The organism is Corynebacterium sp. HMSC06D04 (assembly GCF_001807315.1).
Lineage (GTDB): Bacteria > Actinomycetota > Actinomycetes > Mycobacteriales > Mycobacteriaceae > Corynebacterium > Corynebacterium simulans.
In genome coordinates, this window is record NZ_KV788527.1 from 38,170 (window position 1) to 55,806 (window position 17,637).

18 protein-coding genes are annotated in these 17,637 nt (G+C 59.0%); 12 read left to right on the plus strand and 6 right to left on the minus strand.

Annotation, left to right across the window (positions count from 1 at the left end):
• Positions 1-279: 279 nt before the first annotated feature.
• From HMPREF3155_RS02030 to trpA, 6 genes are read left to right on the plus strand one after another with little or no spacing between them, the layout of a single operon-like run.
• Positions 280-1,815: an anthranilate synthase component 1 gene (locus tag HMPREF3155_RS02030; RefSeq protein WP_070432465.1), complete on the plus strand. Its 1,536-nt coding sequence runs from the start codon at positions 280-282 to the stop codon at positions 1,813-1,815.
• Entirely contained in the window at positions 1,812-2,477 is a 666-nt protein-coding gene (locus HMPREF3155_RS02035; protein ID WP_061925439.1) for an anthranilate synthase component II, read from the plus strand. The genes HMPREF3155_RS02030 and HMPREF3155_RS02035 overlap by 4 nt, the downstream gene beginning before the upstream one ends.
• Positions 2,478-3,500, plus strand: a complete 1,023-nt coding sequence (gene trpD, locus HMPREF3155_RS02040; protein ID WP_070432466.1) for an anthranilate phosphoribosyltransferase — start codon at positions 2,478-2,480, stop codon at positions 3,498-3,500.
• Positions 3,493-4,869 carry a bifunctional indole-3-glycerol-phosphate synthase TrpC/phosphoribosylanthranilate isomerase TrpF gene (trpCF, locus tag HMPREF3155_RS02045; protein WP_070432467.1) on the plus strand — a complete coding sequence of 459 codons (1,377 nt, stop codon included), beginning with the start codon at positions 3,493-3,495 and terminating at the stop codon, positions 4,867-4,869. The genes trpD and trpCF overlap by 8 nt, the downstream gene beginning before the upstream one ends.
• A gap of 37 nt (positions 4,870-4,906) precedes the next feature.
• On the plus strand, positions 4,907-6,121 hold the full coding sequence (trpB, locus tag HMPREF3155_RS02050) for a tryptophan synthase subunit beta (protein WP_070432468.1): 1,215 nt from the start codon (positions 4,907-4,909) through the stop codon (positions 6,119-6,121).
• The gene (gene trpA / locus HMPREF3155_RS02055) at positions 6,121-6,939 is read left to right on the plus strand and encodes a tryptophan synthase subunit alpha (protein WP_070432469.1); all 819 of its coding nucleotides are present in this window, start codon (positions 6,121-6,123) and stop codon (positions 6,937-6,939) included. Before trpB ends, trpA begins: the two co-directional genes overlap by 1 nt.
• A gap of 113 nt (positions 6,940-7,052) precedes the next feature.
• Here trpA and HMPREF3155_RS02060 read toward each other — a convergent pair whose 3' ends face one another.
• Positions 7,053-8,270 carry a dicarboxylate/amino acid:cation symporter gene (locus HMPREF3155_RS02060; RefSeq protein WP_070432470.1) on the minus strand — a complete coding sequence of 406 codons (1,218 nt, stop codon included), beginning with the start codon at positions 8,268-8,270 and terminating at the stop codon, positions 7,053-7,055.
• A gap of 167 nt (positions 8,271-8,437) precedes the next feature.
• On the opposite strand from HMPREF3155_RS02060, the gene HMPREF3155_RS02065 reads away from it, so the two are divergent.
• A complete protein-coding gene (locus tag HMPREF3155_RS02065; protein ID WP_061925457.1) occupies positions 8,438-8,893 on the plus strand; it encodes an SdpI family protein in 456 nt (151 codons plus the stop codon).
• A 236-nt stretch (positions 8,894-9,129) separates the two neighbouring features.
• The gene (locus HMPREF3155_RS02070; RefSeq protein ID WP_061925459.1) at positions 9,130-9,501 is read left to right on the plus strand and encodes a Rieske (2Fe-2S) protein; all 372 of its coding nucleotides are present in this window, start codon (positions 9,130-9,132) and stop codon (positions 9,499-9,501) included.
• Between the two features lie 73 nt (positions 9,502-9,574).
• Here HMPREF3155_RS02070 and HMPREF3155_RS02075 read toward each other — a convergent pair whose 3' ends face one another.
• Positions 9,575-10,639 (minus strand): NADH:flavin oxidoreductase/NADH oxidase, encoded by a 1,065-nt coding sequence (locus HMPREF3155_RS02075; protein ID WP_070432497.1) that lies wholly within the window; start codon positions 10,637-10,639, stop codon positions 9,575-9,577.
• 28 nt (positions 10,640-10,667) lie between these two features.
• Here HMPREF3155_RS02075 and HMPREF3155_RS02080 point away from each other — a divergent pair, with 28 nt between their 5' ends.
• Together HMPREF3155_RS02080 and HMPREF3155_RS02085 are read left to right on the plus strand one after the other, a co-directional pair.
• Positions 10,668-11,627, plus strand: a complete 960-nt coding sequence (locus tag HMPREF3155_RS02080) for a bile acid:sodium symporter family protein (RefSeq protein WP_070432471.1) — start codon at positions 10,668-10,670, stop codon at positions 11,625-11,627.
• Positions 11,624-11,935 carry a hypothetical protein gene (locus HMPREF3155_RS02085; RefSeq protein WP_061925465.1) on the plus strand — a complete coding sequence of 104 codons (312 nt, stop codon included), beginning with the start codon at positions 11,624-11,626 and terminating at the stop codon, positions 11,933-11,935. Before HMPREF3155_RS02080 ends, HMPREF3155_RS02085 begins: the two co-directional genes overlap by 4 nt.
• A 20-nt stretch (positions 11,936-11,955) precedes the next feature.
• On the opposite strand, the gene HMPREF3155_RS02090 is transcribed toward HMPREF3155_RS02085, so the two are convergent.
• Genes HMPREF3155_RS02090 through HMPREF3155_RS02105 form a run of 4 tightly spaced genes read right to left on the minus strand, consistent with a single transcriptional unit; the run spans position 11,956 to position 15,013 of the window.
• A complete protein-coding gene (locus HMPREF3155_RS02090; protein WP_061925468.1) occupies positions 11,956-12,288 on the minus strand; it encodes a branched-chain amino acid transporter permease in 333 nt (110 codons plus the stop codon).
• A complete protein-coding gene (locus HMPREF3155_RS02095; protein WP_070432472.1) occupies positions 12,288-12,992 on the minus strand; it encodes an AzlC family ABC transporter permease in 705 nt (234 codons plus the stop codon). Before HMPREF3155_RS02095 ends, HMPREF3155_RS02090 begins: the two co-directional genes overlap by 1 nt.
• Before the next feature lie 17 nt (positions 12,993-13,009).
• Positions 13,010-13,606 carry a YqgE/AlgH family protein gene (locus HMPREF3155_RS02100; RefSeq protein WP_070432473.1) on the minus strand — a complete coding sequence of 199 codons (597 nt, stop codon included), beginning with the start codon at positions 13,604-13,606 and terminating at the stop codon, positions 13,010-13,012.
• Positions 13,607-13,609: 3 nt separating this feature from the next.
• Positions 13,610-15,013: a CCA tRNA nucleotidyltransferase gene (locus tag HMPREF3155_RS02105; protein ID WP_070432474.1), complete on the minus strand. Its 1,404-nt coding sequence runs from the start codon at positions 15,011-15,013 to the stop codon at positions 13,610-13,612.
• A gap of 28 nt (positions 15,014-15,041) precedes the next feature.
• On the opposite strand from HMPREF3155_RS02105, the gene HMPREF3155_RS02110 reads away from it, so the two are divergent.
• Both HMPREF3155_RS02110 and HMPREF3155_RS02115 read left to right on the plus strand, forming a co-directional pair.
• Complete coding sequence (locus HMPREF3155_RS02110) at positions 15,042-15,626, plus strand: NUDIX hydrolase (protein WP_061925480.1); 585 nt, start codon at positions 15,042-15,044, stop codon at positions 15,624-15,626.
• Positions 15,623-17,632 (plus strand): DUF6049 family protein, encoded by a 2,010-nt coding sequence (locus HMPREF3155_RS02115; protein WP_061925483.1) that lies wholly within the window; start codon positions 15,623-15,625, stop codon positions 17,630-17,632. Before HMPREF3155_RS02110 ends, HMPREF3155_RS02115 begins: the two co-directional genes overlap by 4 nt.
• The last annotated feature ends 5 nt before the right edge of the window (positions 17,633-17,637 follow it).

Sequence of the window (17,637 nt, forward strand, 5' to 3'; positions counted from 1 at the left end):
CGGACCATTCATTCTGTCTGTGCATAAAATGTGCTCGAAACCACACACGTAGCACACACTCATGCTAAGGTGTGTCTCATGCAACTTCTGACCAATAAATCCCAGAACTGGTGGTGGCTCGCGTAACTGCGGGCCGGTTCACTCGAACCCAGAAGATTTAGGCTCGCGCTATGCGGGCCTTTCGTGGTTTTATAACCACCACGGCGCACGCGGCGCGAATCTAAAGCTTCAAAACTTTAAAAGCTACAGACAACATTTAGCCGCGAAAGGCCACCACGAATGCCACCAACCCCTACCTCCGGAACGGTCTTCCATACCGCCTCCCGAGCGATACCTTATGAGCAGGATGCATCCCTGCTTTTCCAACGGCTCGCGCAGCCGAAGGATAGCCTCCTCCTTGAAGCCGCCGACATCGAGTCGAAAAAGAACCTCAATTGCATCGCAATTCTCCAGGCCGCACTGAAAGTTACCTGCCGGGGACAGCGTGTCACAGCCACGCCACTAACTAAAGTGGGCGAGGCAATGATGGAGCGCCTCAAGGATCAGCTTGGCGAGTACTTCGATGGCGAGGCGTTCGCCTTTAGCCTTTCCGCGAAGAGCGACGAGCGCGAGCGCCTCCGCGACGTTTCGACCGCCGCCGTACTTCGTGCCCTTCAATTAGATGCCGGATACTCCACGCCGGATGGCGCCCTTCCATTCGTCGGAGGCGGCTTTGCTTATGACTATCTCGAGACCTTCGAGAAGCTCCCGGCCGTAGGGGAGGGGCCGAACGATTATCCGGATTATGAGTTCGTCGTCGCACAGACTCTCCTCACCATCGACCACGCCGCAGAGACCGCCGCGTTGCATGCGGTCGATCTGAGTGAGGACGCGGCGTCGGCAAGCTTGGCAGAGCTCGCATCCATCGAGCCGCAAGCGATAGAACCCGCGCCGGACCGAGATCGCCTCGTTGCGGAAGCTTCGATGCCCGACTCCAAGTTCCGCGCAATTGTGTCACAGTTACAAAATAACGTGACTGCGGGGGACATCTACCAAGTGGTGCCATCCCGCGCATTTTCCCTCGATTGCCCCGACGCCTTCGCCGCCTACCGCCAACTGCGCGAGACAAACCCCTCGCCGTATATGTTCTACGTGCGCGGCGCGGACTATGAACTCTTCGGCGCCTCACCAGAATCCAACCTAAAGTTCGACGCCCCAAGCCGCGAGGTTCAGCTTTATCCCATCGCCGGCACCCGGCCGCGCGGGCTCAACAAGGATGGCAGCTTCAACCACGAACTCGACATCCGCAACGAGCTCGAGATGCGCACGGATAACAAGGAAGTTGCCGAGCACACGATGCTCGTGGATCTGGCCCGCAATGATCTCGCGCGCGTGGCCGTCCCACAGACCCGCAAGGTCGCCGAGCTCCTCCAGGTGGATCGCTACTCCCGCGTGATGCACTTGGTTTCACGTGTAACCGCCACCCTCCACGAGGACTACGACGCCCTCGACGCCTATCGCGCATGCATGAACATGGGCACTCTCACCGGCGCCCCGAAGCTTCGCGCGATGGAACTCATCCGTGAAACCGAGAAAACGCGCCGCGGTTCCTACGGCGGGGCAGGGGGATACTTGAAGGGCGATGGCTCCATGGATAACTGCATCGTCATCCGCTCCGCCTACGTGAAAGGCGGGGTAGCGGTGGTTCAGGCTGGCGCCGGCGTTGTCCGCGATTCCGTGCCGCAGGCCGAAGCCGATGAAACCTTGCACAAGGCCTATGCCGTGCTGCACGCCATCGCACTCGCTCATAACGCAAAACTGGAGGTTGTCCGGTGACGCATTCCACGCAGACTCATTCCCCGCACGTGGTGCTCATCGATAACCACGATTCCTTCGTCTACAACTTGGTCGACGCGCTCGCCGGCTACCGCACGACCATCTTCCGCAATACCGTCTCGGTTGAAGAAGTCCTGGCTGCGGAACCCGACATCATCTGTCTCTCCCCAGGCCCGGGCCACCCGCGCGAGGCCGGCTGCATGATGGAACTCATCGATAAGGTGCTGGGGAAGATCCCGTTGTTTGGCATCTGCCTCGGCTTCCAAGCGCTGCTGGATCACCACGGCGGCACCGTCGAGCCCTGCGGCCCGGTTCACGGCAAGTCGGTCCGGATGACCCTCACTAAAGCTGGCGCGAAACATCCCATCTTCACCGGGCTCGCCGTCGACTCCGAGCCGGACAATCCGGATTACGTCGGCACCCAAGTCCCAGTGGCGCGCTATCACTCCCTGGGCTGCAAGAAAATCCCTACAGAAATGCGGGCGCTGGCTACCACCGAGACCGCCATCGGAGACGTCGTCATGGCGGCCGAGACCGAGGACCAGATGGCCTTCGGGGTCCAGTTCCACCCAGAGTCCGTACTTAGTCCCACCGGGCCCATCATGCTGGAAAGCTGCATCGAGTATTTGTCCGCGAAGTACCTATTTGGAAAGGCCAACTAAATGGAAGACAAGAACGCACTGAAGCTCCTCCAGGAGTACTTGAACACCGCCGAACCCACCCTCGAACAGGCCGGGAAGGTCTTTACTTCGCTGACCGTCGGCGAGTACGACGACATTCACATCGCCGCTTTGCTCACCCACATCCGCACCAGGGGCGAGACGCTTGCCGACGTCGCCGGTGCCGCCCATGCCTTCCTGAAGGCCGGCCGCCCTTTCCCGATCACCGGCGAGGGCCTGATGGACACCGCGGGCACCGGTGGTGACGGTGCGAATACCATCAACATCACCACCGCGGCGTCGCTAGTCGCAGCCTCCGACGGGGTGAAGATGATCAAGCACGGCAACCGCTCGGTTTCTTCCAAGTCGGGTTCGGCCGACGTCCTCGAGGCGCTGAACATTCCGCTAGACCTCAATCCAGAGCGCGCCGTGCGCCAGTTTGAGGAGTCCAACTTCACCTTCCTCTTCGCCCCGGCCTATAACCCGGCGGTGGCACACGTGCAGCCGGTGCGCAAAGCACTCGGCATCTCCACCATCTTCAACACCCTCGGTCCACTGCTTTCCCCGGGCCGCCCGGAGTTTCAGATCATGGGCATCGCCAACCCCGCGCAGGGACGCCTCATCGCGGAAGTCTTCAAGGAGCTAGGCCGCACCCGCGCGTTGGTGGTCCACGGTGCGGGCACCGATGAGATTGCCGTCCACGGCACCACCCACATGTGGGAGCTAAAGGATGGCGAGATCAGCGAATATGACGTCACGCCAGAAAGCCTCGGCATTGAACGCCACGAGCTCGCGGACCTCGTCGGCGGTGACGGCGCGGAGAATGCGCAGCTGCTTCGCGACGTCTTCGCGGGGGAGGGCAAGCCCGCACACCGCGATGCCATCGTCGCCGCGGCGGGTGCGATGTTCTATCTCTACGGCAAAACCGCAACCATCGCCGAGGGCGTCGCCCACGCGAAGGAAATCATCGACTCCGGCCAGGTGGCCGATTGGTTGCGCACCCACGAGGAGGCGAACTATGCCTAAGCTGCCAACGGTGCTGGAGGGGATCGTCGCGGGGCGTCGCACCCACCTCGCGGAGATCCGTGAGCGCATCGCCCACGTGGATCTGGCGAACCTGCCGAAGTCGGAGCGTTCGCTTTACGACGCCCTGGATGGCACCAATCGCTTCATCATGGAGTGCAAGTCCTCCTCACCTTCGCTCGGCCTCATCCGCGAGCACTACGAGCCGGGTGCCATCGCGCGCATCTACTCCCACTATGCCTCGGCAATTTCGGTACTGTGCGAACCCGATAAGTTCGGCGGCGATTATGATCATCTGCAAACCGTCGCGATGTCCACACATCTGCCGGTGCTGTGCAAGGACTTCATCATCGACCCGATTCAGGTTTATGCCGCGCGCTACTATGGCGCCGACGCCATCTTGTTGATGATGTCCATCGTCGACGACGCGACCTACGCGGAGCTGAAGGCGCTCGCCGATTCCTTAGGACTGGACGTACTGACGGAGGCGATTACCAAGGAGGAGGTCGACCGCGCCGTCGCCTTCGGCGTCGACATCATCGGCATCAATAATCGGAACCTCCACGATCTGAGCATCGACCTGACGCGTTCGGAAAAGCTCGCGGAATATGTTCCGCAAGGCAAGATCATTGTCTCCGAGTCAGGAATCCGCGATAACCAGACGGTGCGTCGCATCGGCGGCCACGCCAACGCTTTCCTCGTCGGCTCTCAACTGACGAGCCAGCCGGACATTGACCTGGCCGCGCGCCGCCTCGTCTACGGCGACAATAAGGTCTGCGGACTCAGCACTCCTTCCGCGGCGCAGGCGGCTCGTGCGGCCGGTGCCATCTACGGCGGACTCATCTTCGAGGAGGACTCTCCGCGCAATGTTTCACGTGAAACTGCGGAACAGATCATCAGCCACGAGCCGGGGCTGCGTTACGTTGCGGTCTCGCGCCGCACATCCAACTTCGCGGAGATTGCATTCGAGGGCATCCACGCAATCCAGCTGCATGCCCCGTATCAGGGGAGCGTCGAAGCCGAGCGCGCGCTCATCGCGGAGGCCCGCAAGCATTCGAACTTTGTCTGGCGTGCCATCGACATGACGGCGCCGGATGCCCCGGACTTGGCGCGGGCGCTTGCCGGAGACGCGGATCTCCTCGTTCTCGACACCGGCCGCGGCGGCACGGGGCAGACCTTCGATTGGTCCACGGTTCCACGTGATATCCCGGCCCTCCTCGCTGGAGGACTCAACCTCGAGAATCTGGAGGAAGCGCTCGCCGTCGGCACCGCCGGCCTCGACCTCAACTCCGGAATGGAGACCTCCCGCGGCAAGGACTCTGGCCTCATCGCCCGCGCCTTCCAAACCATCCGCAACTACACAAATCCTTAAATTGACTTCTTCACAACACCCCGACACAGGAAAGAACATGACTGAAACACAAGAAACCAGGGAAACCTTGCTCCCGGCCTACTTCGGTGAATTCGGCGGGCAATTCGTGCCAGAATCCCTCATCCCAGCTCTCGATCAGCTTGAGCAAGCCTTCGTCGATGCCCAAAACGATCCCTCCTTCCGTGAGGAGCTCGCCGGCTACCTGAAGGATTACCTCGGCCGCCCGACTCCGCTGACCGAGGCAACCAAGCTCGGCGGCAAGGCCCGCATCTTCCTCAAGCGCGAGGACTTGGTGCACGGCGGCGCACACAAGACGAACCAGGTAATCGGCCAAGCTCTGCTGGCCAAGCGCATGGGCAAGACCCGCATCATCGCAGAGACCGGCGCCGGCCAGCACGGCACCGCCACCGCACTGGCTTGCGCGCTGCTCGACCTTGAGTGCGTGGTCTACATGGGAGCCAAGGACGTCGAGCGCCAGCAACCCAACGTCTACCGCATGGAACTCATGGGCGCCAAGGTCGTCCCCGTCGACACCGGTTCCGGCACCCTCAAGGACGCCGTTAACGAAGCACTGCGCGATTGGACCGCAACCTTCCACGAGTCCCACTATCTCCTCGGTACTGCAGCCGGCCCACACCCGTTCCCAACCATCGTGCGCGAGTTCCACAAGGTGATTTCCGAAGAGGCAAAGGCGCAGATGATTGAACAAACCGGCGAACTGCCGGACCTCGTCGTCGCCTGTGTCGGCGGCGGCTCCAACGCCATCGGCATGTTCGCCGATTTCATCGAGGACGAGGGAGTCGAGTTAGTTGGCGCTGAGCCAGGAGGCGAGGGCCTCGACTCCGGTAAGCACGGTGCCACCATCAACAACGGAACGGTGGGCATCCTCCACGGCGCGCGCTCCTATCTGATGCGCAATGCTGACGGCCAAGTAGAGGAGTCTTACTCCATCTCCGCCGGCCTGGATTACCCGGGTGTCGGCCCACAACACGCACACCTGTCTAAGACCGGCCGCGCTAAGTACGTCGGCATCACCGATGCCGAGGCACTCGAAGCCTTTCAGCTACTGAGCAAGAAGGAGGGCATCATCCCGGCCCTCGAATCTTCCCACGCCCTCGCCTATGCGTTGAAGCGTAAAGAAGAAGACATCACCATCCTCGTATCCCTTTCTGGCCGCGGCGATAAAGACATCGACCACGTCCGCCACACCCTCGAGCAGAACCCACAGCTGCGCCTCAAGGAGGAAAACTAATGAGCCGCTACGACACCCTGTTTGCCACCCTCAAGGACGAGGGAGCATTCGTTCCTTTCATCATGCTGAGCGATCCCTCTCCGGAAGTAGCTCTGGAGATCGTCCGCGCGGCCGTCGCCGGCGGTGCCGACGCCCTCGAGTTGGGCGTTCCTTTCTCTGACCCAGTTGCCGATGGCCCGACGATTCAGGCCTCGCACATCCGCGCGCTAGCCAACGGCGCGACCGTCGATGCCGCAATTGAGCAGATCAAGCAGATTCGCTCCGAGTTTCCGGAGCTTCCCATCGGCATGTTGATCTACGGCAACGTCCCATTCACCCGCGGCATCGAGAACTTCTATCAGGAGTTCCACGATGCGGGTGCAGATAGCATCCTGCTTCCCGACGTCCCGGTGCGCGAAGGCGCCCCATTCGTCGCGGCCGCGGAAAAGGCTGGCGTCGACCCAATCTTCATCGCACCGGCACAGGCGAGCGAGAAGACCTTGGCAGGCGTGGCTAAATACTCCAAGGGTTACATTTATGCCATCTCCCGCGACGGCGTGACTGGTACGGAGAAAGTCTCGGAAACCCGCGGCCTCGACGAGGTGGTTGCCAACGTCAAGCGCTTCGAAGGCGCTCCGGTTCTCCTCGGCTTCGGCATCTCCACCCCAGAACATGTTGCCGATGCCATCGCTGCCGGCGCAGCGGGCGCTATAACCGGCTCCGCAATCACCAAGATCATTGAGAAGCACGTTTCACGTGAAACCGACATTGATGTCGATGCCCTTAAGCAAGACATCACCGACTTCGTCGCATCCATGAAGGCGGCGACCAAGAAGTAGCGGCACCTAAAAAAACTGAGCGCATCAAAACGCATATAAAAAGACCCGAGGAAGTTCTCGCATGAACTTTCCTCGGGTCCTAGTTTTGGATTAAGCGCCTATAAGAACAGCTCTTACTGTTGTTCGGCTGGGGTAGTGGTCTCCTTGTCAAGGCCCTCAATCTTGCCGCGCGCGAAGCGATCCACAATCATCGCGATTGCACCGTCGCCGGTGACATTCGCTGCGGTACCGACCGAGTCGATGGCAATGTATGCCGCAATCATGAGCGCCACGAGGGAATCATCGAAGCCCATGTTTGCCTGCAGAAGACCCACCGCAACCATCACCGCACCGCCTGGGACGCCAGGCGCAGCAACCATCATGATGGCCAGAAGGAAGATGAACCCTGCCGCCTCGCCGAAGGAAACATCCATGCCCGTCATCGTGACGATGGCGAAAGCGTACAGAGTCAGCTTGATCATCGAGCCCGAGATGTGGATGGTTGCGCCGAGCGGAATGACGAAACCAGCCACCGGACGGGAGATGCCATTCTTAAGCGCGGACTCTAGGGAGACCGGAATCGTGGCCGCTGAGGATGAGGTACCCAGCGCGGTGAAATAGGCCGGCGCCATATTCTTTAGCGCGACGAAGGGATTCTTGCGCGCGATTGCGCCAGCGATCAGGTACTGGAAGAGAAGGTACACGATGGTCATGACGACGGCGAGGATAAGCACCTTAGAGAAAGCAACGAGGACGTCGCCAAGATTGCCATTCATTCCCAGCGACAAGAACATGCCGAAGATGTAGACCGGCAGAAGCGGAACGACGAATCCCCAGATAATCTTGACTACGACGGCTTCCAGCTCTTTAGTCACCGCATAGAGAGTGTCGGACTTCACCGCAGTCATCGCAACGCCGATACAGAAGGACAAAAGCAACGCCGACATTACTTCGAAAGGTGGCGGCATATCCACGGTGAAGTAGGGCTGCAGCGCACCTTCCTCAATATCGGAAACGTTGGTATCGATGGTCTGGCCCGCAAGCATCGTTGGATAAAGCGCGACTGACAATCCATAGGCAATGAAGCCCGCGAGAATCGTGGAGCCATACGCGAGTGCGACCGTCATTCCGAGCCATTTGCCAGCGCCGCGACCAAGCCCCGCAATCGCAGGCGCCACGAGGGCGAAAATCAGAACTGGGATGAAGAAGCCCAGAAAGTTTCCGAAGAGCCCATTGAACGTGGCGAAGATGCGCGCGGCCCATTCCGGCAGAATGAAGCTAGCAGCAATGCCCAATATGATCGCAGCGACGATCTTAAAGAGCAAAGAGCTAGTAATACTCTTGAGGTTCATTTAGCTATCTTTTCATTGTTATGTGGTGCGTGTGACCACTGTTTTCTTTGGCACAACACGAGCAGAATGTTACCAAACGAGCAGCTTTTCACACTCATCGTAAAATCACCGCGAACCCACGAAGAGCTGGATTTTCTTCTGGCAAATTCAGGGATAAACTAGGGGACATGCTCGCGATAGCCATCATCTTCTTTACCCTCGCCGCCATCTTCCTCATCGTGGGCGGCCTCGCCACCGCGCGTAAGCTCCCCGGTAATAGTGTCGTGGGCCTCCGCCTGGTAGAAATCCGCAAGACTAAGGAAGCTTGGGACAATGCTCATGCAATCGCCGGCCCATTCTGGATGCTCGCTGGTGTCTCTTTGCTCTTCGGCGGAGTCGTGGCGATCTCCGCACGCGGCTGGATGTGGACCATCCCGGCCCTGACTTTTGTGATTTCCATCCTGGCGCTGTCCATCGGATCTAACATGGGTTCTCGCGCAGCCTTCCTGTGGGATGAAGCCCACAAGGCAGAAGAGGGCTGCGGTGACAGCTGCAACTGTGGCGACGATGGATGCGGCTCCACCGAACCCGAGGTAGATCTCGGGGCGCTCCGCAAGGCAGCCGAGCAAGCAGATCACGCCTAGCAAGCCTTCAGCCCTCGCGCTGCGGGGGCTATTTTCATAGAGTTTCATAAAGACACAGTGACGTTAATTAACAAATCAGATAGTCTAAGGACTTATCGTCATGAGTGACTTTAAGATTGGCAACTAATGTCAGCCGAAAATGGGGAGTATAAAGAATTTGTTTATTCCAAGACTTGGCCTCACCGACCGAAAGGAAACTGAGCCGATTTTCCGAAAGAATGCGATAGGGTAGACACATGACTCAGTGTTCACGTCGCATCTTCCTTCTCGGCTCCGCAACCACCTTCGCGGGCGCCTACCTTGCCGCATGCGGTAAGGAACCAAGCGCAGAAATCGCAGCCACCGAGGTTCCGGTCGGCTCGGCCGTCATTGTAGACAAGGTCATTTTCGCGCAACCCAAGAAGGGTGAGTTTAAAGCATACTCGCAGACTTGCCCACACCAGGGCAGCCTAATCACCCAGATCGAGGAGATGACGGCAACCTGCACCACGCATTTTACTTCCTACAACCTGGAAGACGGCTCCGTCATCGACGGCCCTGGAACCAAACCGCTAACCGAATATGACGTCGAGACCGAGGGCGACAAGGTTAAGAACGTCTCGGCTTAAGGCCAAAAAGAGCGAGTGTTTCACGTGAAACACTCGCTCTTTTGATTAATAGCGCCAAAACATTAAGACACAATCACCGAGCGCGGCTATAGGAGGGGAGCGCCTCCAACGGTGAACCGAGTTCTTCAGCAGCGCGTCGCGGCCAATAGGGATCCTTCAGAGCGGCACGGCCAACCTCAATGACATCGGCACGATGGGCAGCAAGAATTTCTTCGGCGTGCTGCGGCTCAGTAATGAGGCCAACCGCCGAAACCGGCAGGCCCGCTTCACGAACCTTAGTGGCATAGTCCACCTGATATTCAGGTCCAACCGGAATGTCGGCATGCACGTTGCCGCCGGTAGATACGTCAATCAGGTCGACCCCACGTTCACGCAGCTGCACAGCAAGGGTGACGGTGTCCTCGACATCCCAGGCTGGACGATCAAAGATCCAATCGGTGGCAGAGACACGCGCGATAAGCGGCATCTCCTCAGGGATGACGGCACGCACTGCGTCGACAACCTCAAGGGGAAGGCGCAAACGGCTTTCTAGGCTGCCGCCATAAGCGTCAGTACGCTGATTGCTTAACGGGCTCAAGAAGTTGTGCAGCAAGTAGCCATGCGCCATATGGAGCTCGATTGTGTCGAAGCCAGCCTCGACGCTGCGCTTTGCCGCGGCGGCAAAGTCTTCCACCACGCGCGCGATGTCGGCAGGAGCCATCTCCCGTGGAACCGCATAGTTGGGATAAGCGATGGGCGAGGGGCCTAGAGTTTCCCAGCCACCTTCGGAGACGGGGACGGAGCCGCGTGCATAGCCGGGCAACATCGGATAGGTGGAAGCCTTGCGCCCGGCATGGCCCAGCTGAATGCCGATGCGAGCATTAACGCTATGCGCGAAGTCGACGATTTCCTTCCACTTATCGCGCTGCTCATCAGTCCAGATACCGGCGCACTGCGGGGAGATGCGGCCTTCTGGGGAGACGGCGGTGGCCTCTACGATGCTGAGGCCAAAGCCGCCAACAGCATGTGAGCCATAGTGAACCATATGCCAGGGCTGAGGTACGCCTTGTACTGCCTGATACTGGCACATCGGCGGCATCCACACGCGGTTGGGAAACTCGACGCCGCGCAAGGTTAGCGGAGTAAATAGCTTAGTCATGATCACATGCTACCGATAGGATTTGTTCATGACTTCGCGCCTCAAGAAGATAGATCCGCTCATCTTGCTCATCGTCTCCGCGGTAATAGTCGCTATTATTTTCCCAGCCAGGGGAGGATTTGCCGCAGTCTTCGACTCGTTAACGAACATCGTTATTGCGCTGCTATTCTTCCTCTATGGTGCTCGTCTTTCTACTGCGGAGGCACTGGCAGGCCTGAAGAATTGGCGCTTACATTTAACGATCTTGGCTTTTACTTTCGTGGCCTATCCGTTGCTGGGATTAGCACTTCGCCCACTTACGGCATTCATTTCACAGGACATGTATCTGGGCATCCTGTTCCTGACGCTGGTGCCATCAACAGTGCAATCCTCGGTGGCCTTTACCTCGGTGGCGAAAGGAAATGTCGCGGGAGCCATCGTGTCTGCCTCGGCCTCAAACCTAGTCGGAGTCGTCCTAACTCCTTTGCTAGTCATGGCGCTGATTGGCGCGGGAGATGGCATATCGGTAGACGGGGGAGTCTTCCTGGAGATCAGTCTGCTTCTGCTTGCACCTTTCGTTTTAGGTCAACTCACGCGTCGCTGGGTAAAGGACTTTGCCGCTAACAAAGGCACAAAGATCGTCGACCGTGGTTCGATCACGATGGTGGTTTATGGCGCCTTCTCCAAGGGAGTGGTCGACGGCATCTGGGGCTCAATCAAGATCTGGGAGCTGGTGTTCCTCGTGGCGCTTTCCATCGCGATGGTGGCCTTCATGCTGTGGCTAACGCGCATAATAAGCTCCCACATCGGGTTCGGGCGCGAGGACGTCATCGCCATCGAATTCTGTGGTTCCAAGAAGTCTCTCGCCACCGGGCTGCCCATGGCGTCAGTTATCTTCGCGGCAGGTGGGACCTCACTGGGGCTTTTGATCCTGCCGCTGATGATCTACCACCAGGTTCAGCTGATGATCTGCTCCTGGCTGGCTGCCCGGTATGCTGGGCAGTCATGAGCACCCTGATGTACATCCGCACCACCATGGAGGTCCCGGGCGTCGGTTCCGCCATTCACGTAGCGGAAATGGAAGAAGTAGACGCCGAGACCTGCACCATGCTGCGCATGATTGCGCTCGCGCCAAACGACGCCGTGGCAGGCGCCGCCACCCCAAATAAATCGGTGGGAAACGCCGACATCCCGCAATCCACGGTGCCGCACCCAAACACCTACGACAATTACCCGAATATCAGCGCGGAGCATGTCTCCGAAGAGGATTTCACGGCACTGTGGACCGAGGCCTTGGCGCTCTACGGAGACCTATAGGACGCTTCGGCGTGGAAGCGTTAGAAGACGAAGTTAACTAAAAGCACGTAAGCGGCAGTTCCGCCGAAGATCGAGAAAGCGGAGCTCTTTCGCCACCAGTGCAGCCCGGCAGTAATCGCCACACCAATCAAGGCGGCGAGGATTCCGCCGGGCGCTTCTTTTTGTCCGTAGACGGTATAAACCACCAGCACGGTCATAACGCCCACCGGCATGGTCATACCGAGTAGGCCGATGAACTGGCTGCCTTTCAGCGCCTTGATGAAGGAAAAGGGCAGCTCACGCAACAGCAGAGTAACGACGCAGATTGGCAACAACACCGCCGCTACCATGGACAGACTTACGCCTGCTGGCATTAACGCTCACCCCTTCGCAGAATCATTGCGGTATCAAGACGTGGAGAGAAGTGACGCATCAACAGCAGCAAGAAATAGGCTGCCAGTGCGACCATGAGAACCTGCCCCGGAAACAGCACCGCGGAAAGAATGCCACACACTGCTGCGGAAAGCGGCAGAGAGTAATCCTTGTTGTTTTGGAAGGCATCCATGGTCAGGACGACGAAGAGCGCCACGAGGGCGAATTCGAGGCCCTTGATATCCGCGGGGATAACCTGGCCAGCAAGAGCGCCGACGATTCCGCTGCACACCCAGGAGGACTGAATCAGACCCTGAATAGTAAGGATGCGGGGGCCGCTAACTTCCTCATCCTTAGGCTTGGAGGAAACGATGGCATAGGCCTCGTCGGTTAGCGCATAAGTGGCATAAGCGCGGCCCAGACGGCTGTGGATGTTATCTCGTGGGAATGTAAGCCCGTAGAAAATATGGCGGAAGTTAACCATGAAACCAGTGACCAACGAGGCAATTGCACTGGTGCCTGCCGTAACCATATTGATGGCGAGGAACTCCATCGAACCCGCATAAATAACGGTGGAAAAGATGGGCGCCCACCACCAGTCGTAGCCGGTTTGCACAATCAGGATTCCGAACGCGAGTCCAAGCGGTACGAGTCCTAAGGCTACCGGCGCAGTATCTTTCAGACCTTTAAGAATCTCCTCACGCATGCGCAAATACTAGATCATTAGTTGTCATTAGTATTCGCTGGGTATGTGGAATACAAAGGCAACGGCATAGGCTGACGCTTCATAACATCGCCCCACAGGTCAGCGGCACCGGGAGTGAGCACGTCTTGCGCAAGCGCCGGAGCAACATACCAGTCGCCGCGATCAATTTCTTCCGATAATTGGCCAGGGCCCCACTCCGCATAGCCGGCGAAGAAACGCGCGCCGGCGACAAGCTCAGCGATCTCCTCGGGCTCAGCACGCAGATCCACGTGCACCAGGCGCGGGGCAAGCTTATTGAGCTGTGGCTCCTGCTCGATGCGCACGCCCTGCTTAGTCATGCCAAGCGCTATGACGGATTGCTGATTCATCGGGCCACCGATGTAGAGCGCCTGCGGCTTAGCCACGAGGGGCAGCCACTCAGGAAGCACGTTGAACACGGCCACTTCGGAGCGCTTGGTCAGATCGACGCCGAAGGTCATCACGTCGTTGTGCTCGATCACCAAGATCACCGAGCGAGCGAATTCAGGAGAAAGCATGCCCGGTGCAGCGATCAAAAGCTGGCCGGGGGCGGGCTCGTTGCGCTCTAGGGCGTTGAAAAGTCTATCGGCATACATTACTTACCTAGACTCCCACCACTGACGCAGCTTTGCAATAGCAACCTCGCGCCCCAGCGGGCCTTCCTCCAAGCGCAATTCCTTAAGATAAGACCAAGCTTGGCCAACCTCCGGCCCGGGCTGCAGGCCGAGGATCTCCATGATCTCGTTGCCGTCGAGATCCGGACGCACCTTGGCCAGATCTTCCTTCTTAGCGATCTCCGCGATGCGTTCTTCCAAGTGATCGTAAGTGCGCTGCAGGCGGCGAGCCTTCTTTTCGTTGCGGGTGGTGCAATCGGCGCGCACGATCTTGTGCAGTCGAGGAAGGAGATCGCCCGCGTCGGTGACGTAGCGGCGCACGGCAGAGTCGGTCCATTGGCCTTCACCAAAGCCATGGAAGCGCATGTGCAGGTAGACCAGCTGGCCGATGGCCTCGACGGTGGCCTTGGGGTACTTCAACTTGCGCAGGCGCTTGCGCACCAGCTTCGCGCCGACGACCTCGTGGTGATGGAAGGTCACCTTGCCGTTGGTGGTATCGCGGGTATCGGGCTTGCCGACGTCGTGAAGCAAGGCTGCCCAGCGCAGGATAAGGTCCGGCTCTTCCTCCTGATCGATGGCCTGCCGCAGCACGGTCAGCGAGTGGACATAGACGTCCTTGTGCTGTGCATGCTCATCGGGCGCCATACGCAACGCCGGAATCTCGGGGAAAACATGATCTAGGATTCCGGTATCAACGAGCAGGTCAATGCCCGTTTCCGGGCGCTTGCCCAGGATCAGCTTATCCAGCTCGACCTGCACGCGCTCGACGGTGATACGGCGGATCTCGCCAGCCATTTCTTCCATCGCGGCCTTGACGCGATCTGCCACCTGGAATTCCAGCTGCGAGGCAAAGCGCGCAGCACGCAGCATCCGCAGCGGGTCATCGTGGAAAGAGATCTCCGGTTTATCAGGAGTATCGAGGATCTTGTTTTGCAGATCGCTTAGGCCACCCATCGGGTCGTGGAACTCAAATCCATCTTCCTTGAGCTCGATGGCCATAGCGTTGACCTTGAAGTCGCGGCGGACCAGATCGCCTTCGAGGGTGTCGCCGAAGACTACCTCGGGGTTACGGGAATCCCCATCATAGGAATCGGAGCGGAAAGTGGTGATCTCGATCTGCTGGCCTTTATAGACGGCCGATACAGTGCCGAAGTCGATGCCGGTATCCCAGACCTTTTCGGCCCAGCCTTCCAAGATCTCCTGGACCACCTCGGGACGCGCATCCGTGGTGAAGTCAAGATCGTGGCCGAGGCGCGACAACAACGCGTCACGCACAGAGCCGCCGACTAGATAGAGCCGGTTTCCGCGAACACGAAATTGCTCTGCGAGGCCACTGAGCGAGGCTAGAGTCTTTTCAACGCCGTTTAGCTGAGTGTCCTGAAAATTCACGGGTGTGAGTCTACTACGATTAACCAGGATGACTAAGCACGAACAAGGCTCGGGCAGACGGCGTCGCCGCCGCCGTCCGGAAAGACGCCCCCAGCGCAGCTCCGCCACGCACATGACCACGCGTGACGAGACTTCCGCAGGCGGACTTGTCGTGTCCGGACTCGCCGAAGCCGTCGATGGGGACCAGGTAGATCTGTCCCGTATCTATGTGGCGCTCATCGGGCGCCTCGACCGCCGCGGCCGCCTGCTGTGGTCCATGCCGAAGGGGCACGTGGAAAACGGCGAGGACAAAAACGTCACCGCTGAGCGTGAGGTCTGGGAAGAAACGGGTATTCACGGCAAGGTCTTCGCGGATCTTGGAATGATTGATTACTGGTTCGTCTCTGAGGGCGTGCGCATCCACAAGACGGTGCATCACCACCTGCTGCGCTTTGTCGACGGCGTCTTGAACGACGAGGACCCAGAAGTCACCGAGGTCTCCTGGATCCCGGTCTCGGAGCTCATCGAGCACCTGGCTTATGCCGATGAACGCAAGCTGGCGCGCATCGCGCACGATCTGCTGCCGGATCTGGCCCGAAAGGAAGCCGCCGCAGGAAAGGCGACCCCACGGTGAAGCGGCTGGCAGCACTGATCCTCGCGGGAGCATTGGCTGCCCCGATTCCTGCGCAGGCGCAGACCACGCAGACCACGTCGTCGGGCACGCTCGACTTCGACATGCTCACCGAGTCAACCGAAGACGGCGTCATGTCCGCGACCTTCCGGATCCATAATCCGACGGAAGAAGAGATCGAGGATCTGCAGATAACGAGTCGGCGCAGCGATGCCATTTCGACCACTGCGCAGGCCCAGGAAGAGCTGGCGGCGGGCACCTACCCGTACTACGGGGCGTCGACAAGCGCAGGCAGCATTGGCCCAGGGGATACCAAGGAAGTGACGATCAAAGCACCGCTTTCTTTGGGGCAGGAGCCCACGCTCGCAATGACGGAGCCGGGCAATTACCCGCTGCTTTTCACGCTGACGGGTACCCAGGATGGGCAAGCCAATAGCTTTGCCGAGGAGCGCATGATCTTTGATTTCAATGCGCCGGTGGAAAATCGTCACGCCCTGACGCTGATCTACCCGATCACCGCGGACATAAACATCGTGCCTGGTGAGACCGGGGGAGAGTCCCTCATCTTGAGCGATGATCATCTGGCCGAAGAGCTGCGTGAGGGCGGCCGGCTGGATAAGTTGCTGGACTCCTACCTGGATCATGATTTAAAGGGTGCGGGCTGCGTGGCTTTGGATCCTGCGCTGGTGGATACGGTGAACCGCATGGCCGATGGTTATACGGTCAATTCCACGCGTCCTTCAATTGCGGAGCGCCCCAAACGCCTGCGCGACTCTTGGTTTAGGGATAAATCCGAAGAGCGCGGCGAGAAGGGCAGCGGTTCCGCGGATGCGAAGGCGTGGATTGAGCGCCTCAAGCAGATCGATTGCACGATGGCGCTGCCGTGGGGCAACACCGATATCAATGCGGTAGCCCACATTAATAATCAGTTCTTGACTAATGAGGCGATCGACCGCCACTTCGATGATCTGCTGGGCAAGCCGACGTCGACGCTGCTGCTTCCCGACGCCGGGTATGTCACCCAGGAGTTTTCACGCCCGGCTCTGGTGGCCGATAACACCGGCTGGTCTGGTAAAGCTGCAACTTTCAACGCCTCGCTGGGAGCGCTTCTGGATCCGAAGGCGGGCTACGGCAACCCGTATCTGCGCCACGATGAGGCAGAGAACTCTGCGCTGGCTGAGGCGCTGAGCAGCGCGGCATCGCTAAGCATTGCGGCAAGTGAAGAAGATGTGGTGGCCAAGCTGCCCAATAACCTGAGCCCGGAAAAAGGCCAGAAGGTGCTCGAGACCGCGGCGCGGCTCATCGAGCATGACAAGGTGCAGCCGCGCCCAGTGACGCAGCTGCCGTTGGAGGAGACTGAACGCCCGTCGGGCTCGCCTTATGAGGATGAAAATGCCTACAGCGACACGGATATCGTGCGCGTGGAGCAGCAGGCGCGTTATACGGATGCGCTGACCAACATCATGGTCAACGACCCGGCGATTGCGATGACGCGCTATGAGTTTACGCTGCCGCTGCGCCGCGACCTGCTGTTGGCGCTGTCCCGGGACTTTGATTACCGCCTGTCCAAGCAATCTGAGATGCTGCGCACTCTGCGTTCTTCGGTGTCGCTGATCCCACCGGGCAACGTCTATACCCGCGTCTCGGATTCATCGCCGCTGCTCATCGTGGCGGAAAATGGACTGCCGCTGCCTGTCGACGCCTCGCTTATCTATGAGTCCGACGACGCATCTCTCAACACTCCGTCGCGCGTGCGCATCCCAGCAAAGGGTTCCATTACGGTAACCATGACCGCAGATATGCCGGACGTCGACCGAACAGACATCAGCTTGTGGTTGGCCACGCCTAACCAGCAGACCATCTCCGAGCCGATAAATATCGCTGTTCAGACTCGTGCCGGTATCGTAAGCGTGTACGGAGTCGGCGCCATTGCCGCTCTTGCTCTCATTTTGACCCTGCTCTTTCGGCTGGGCCGTAGAAAAAGAAAAGTTCGAAAAAGAGATAGTTAGTTCCT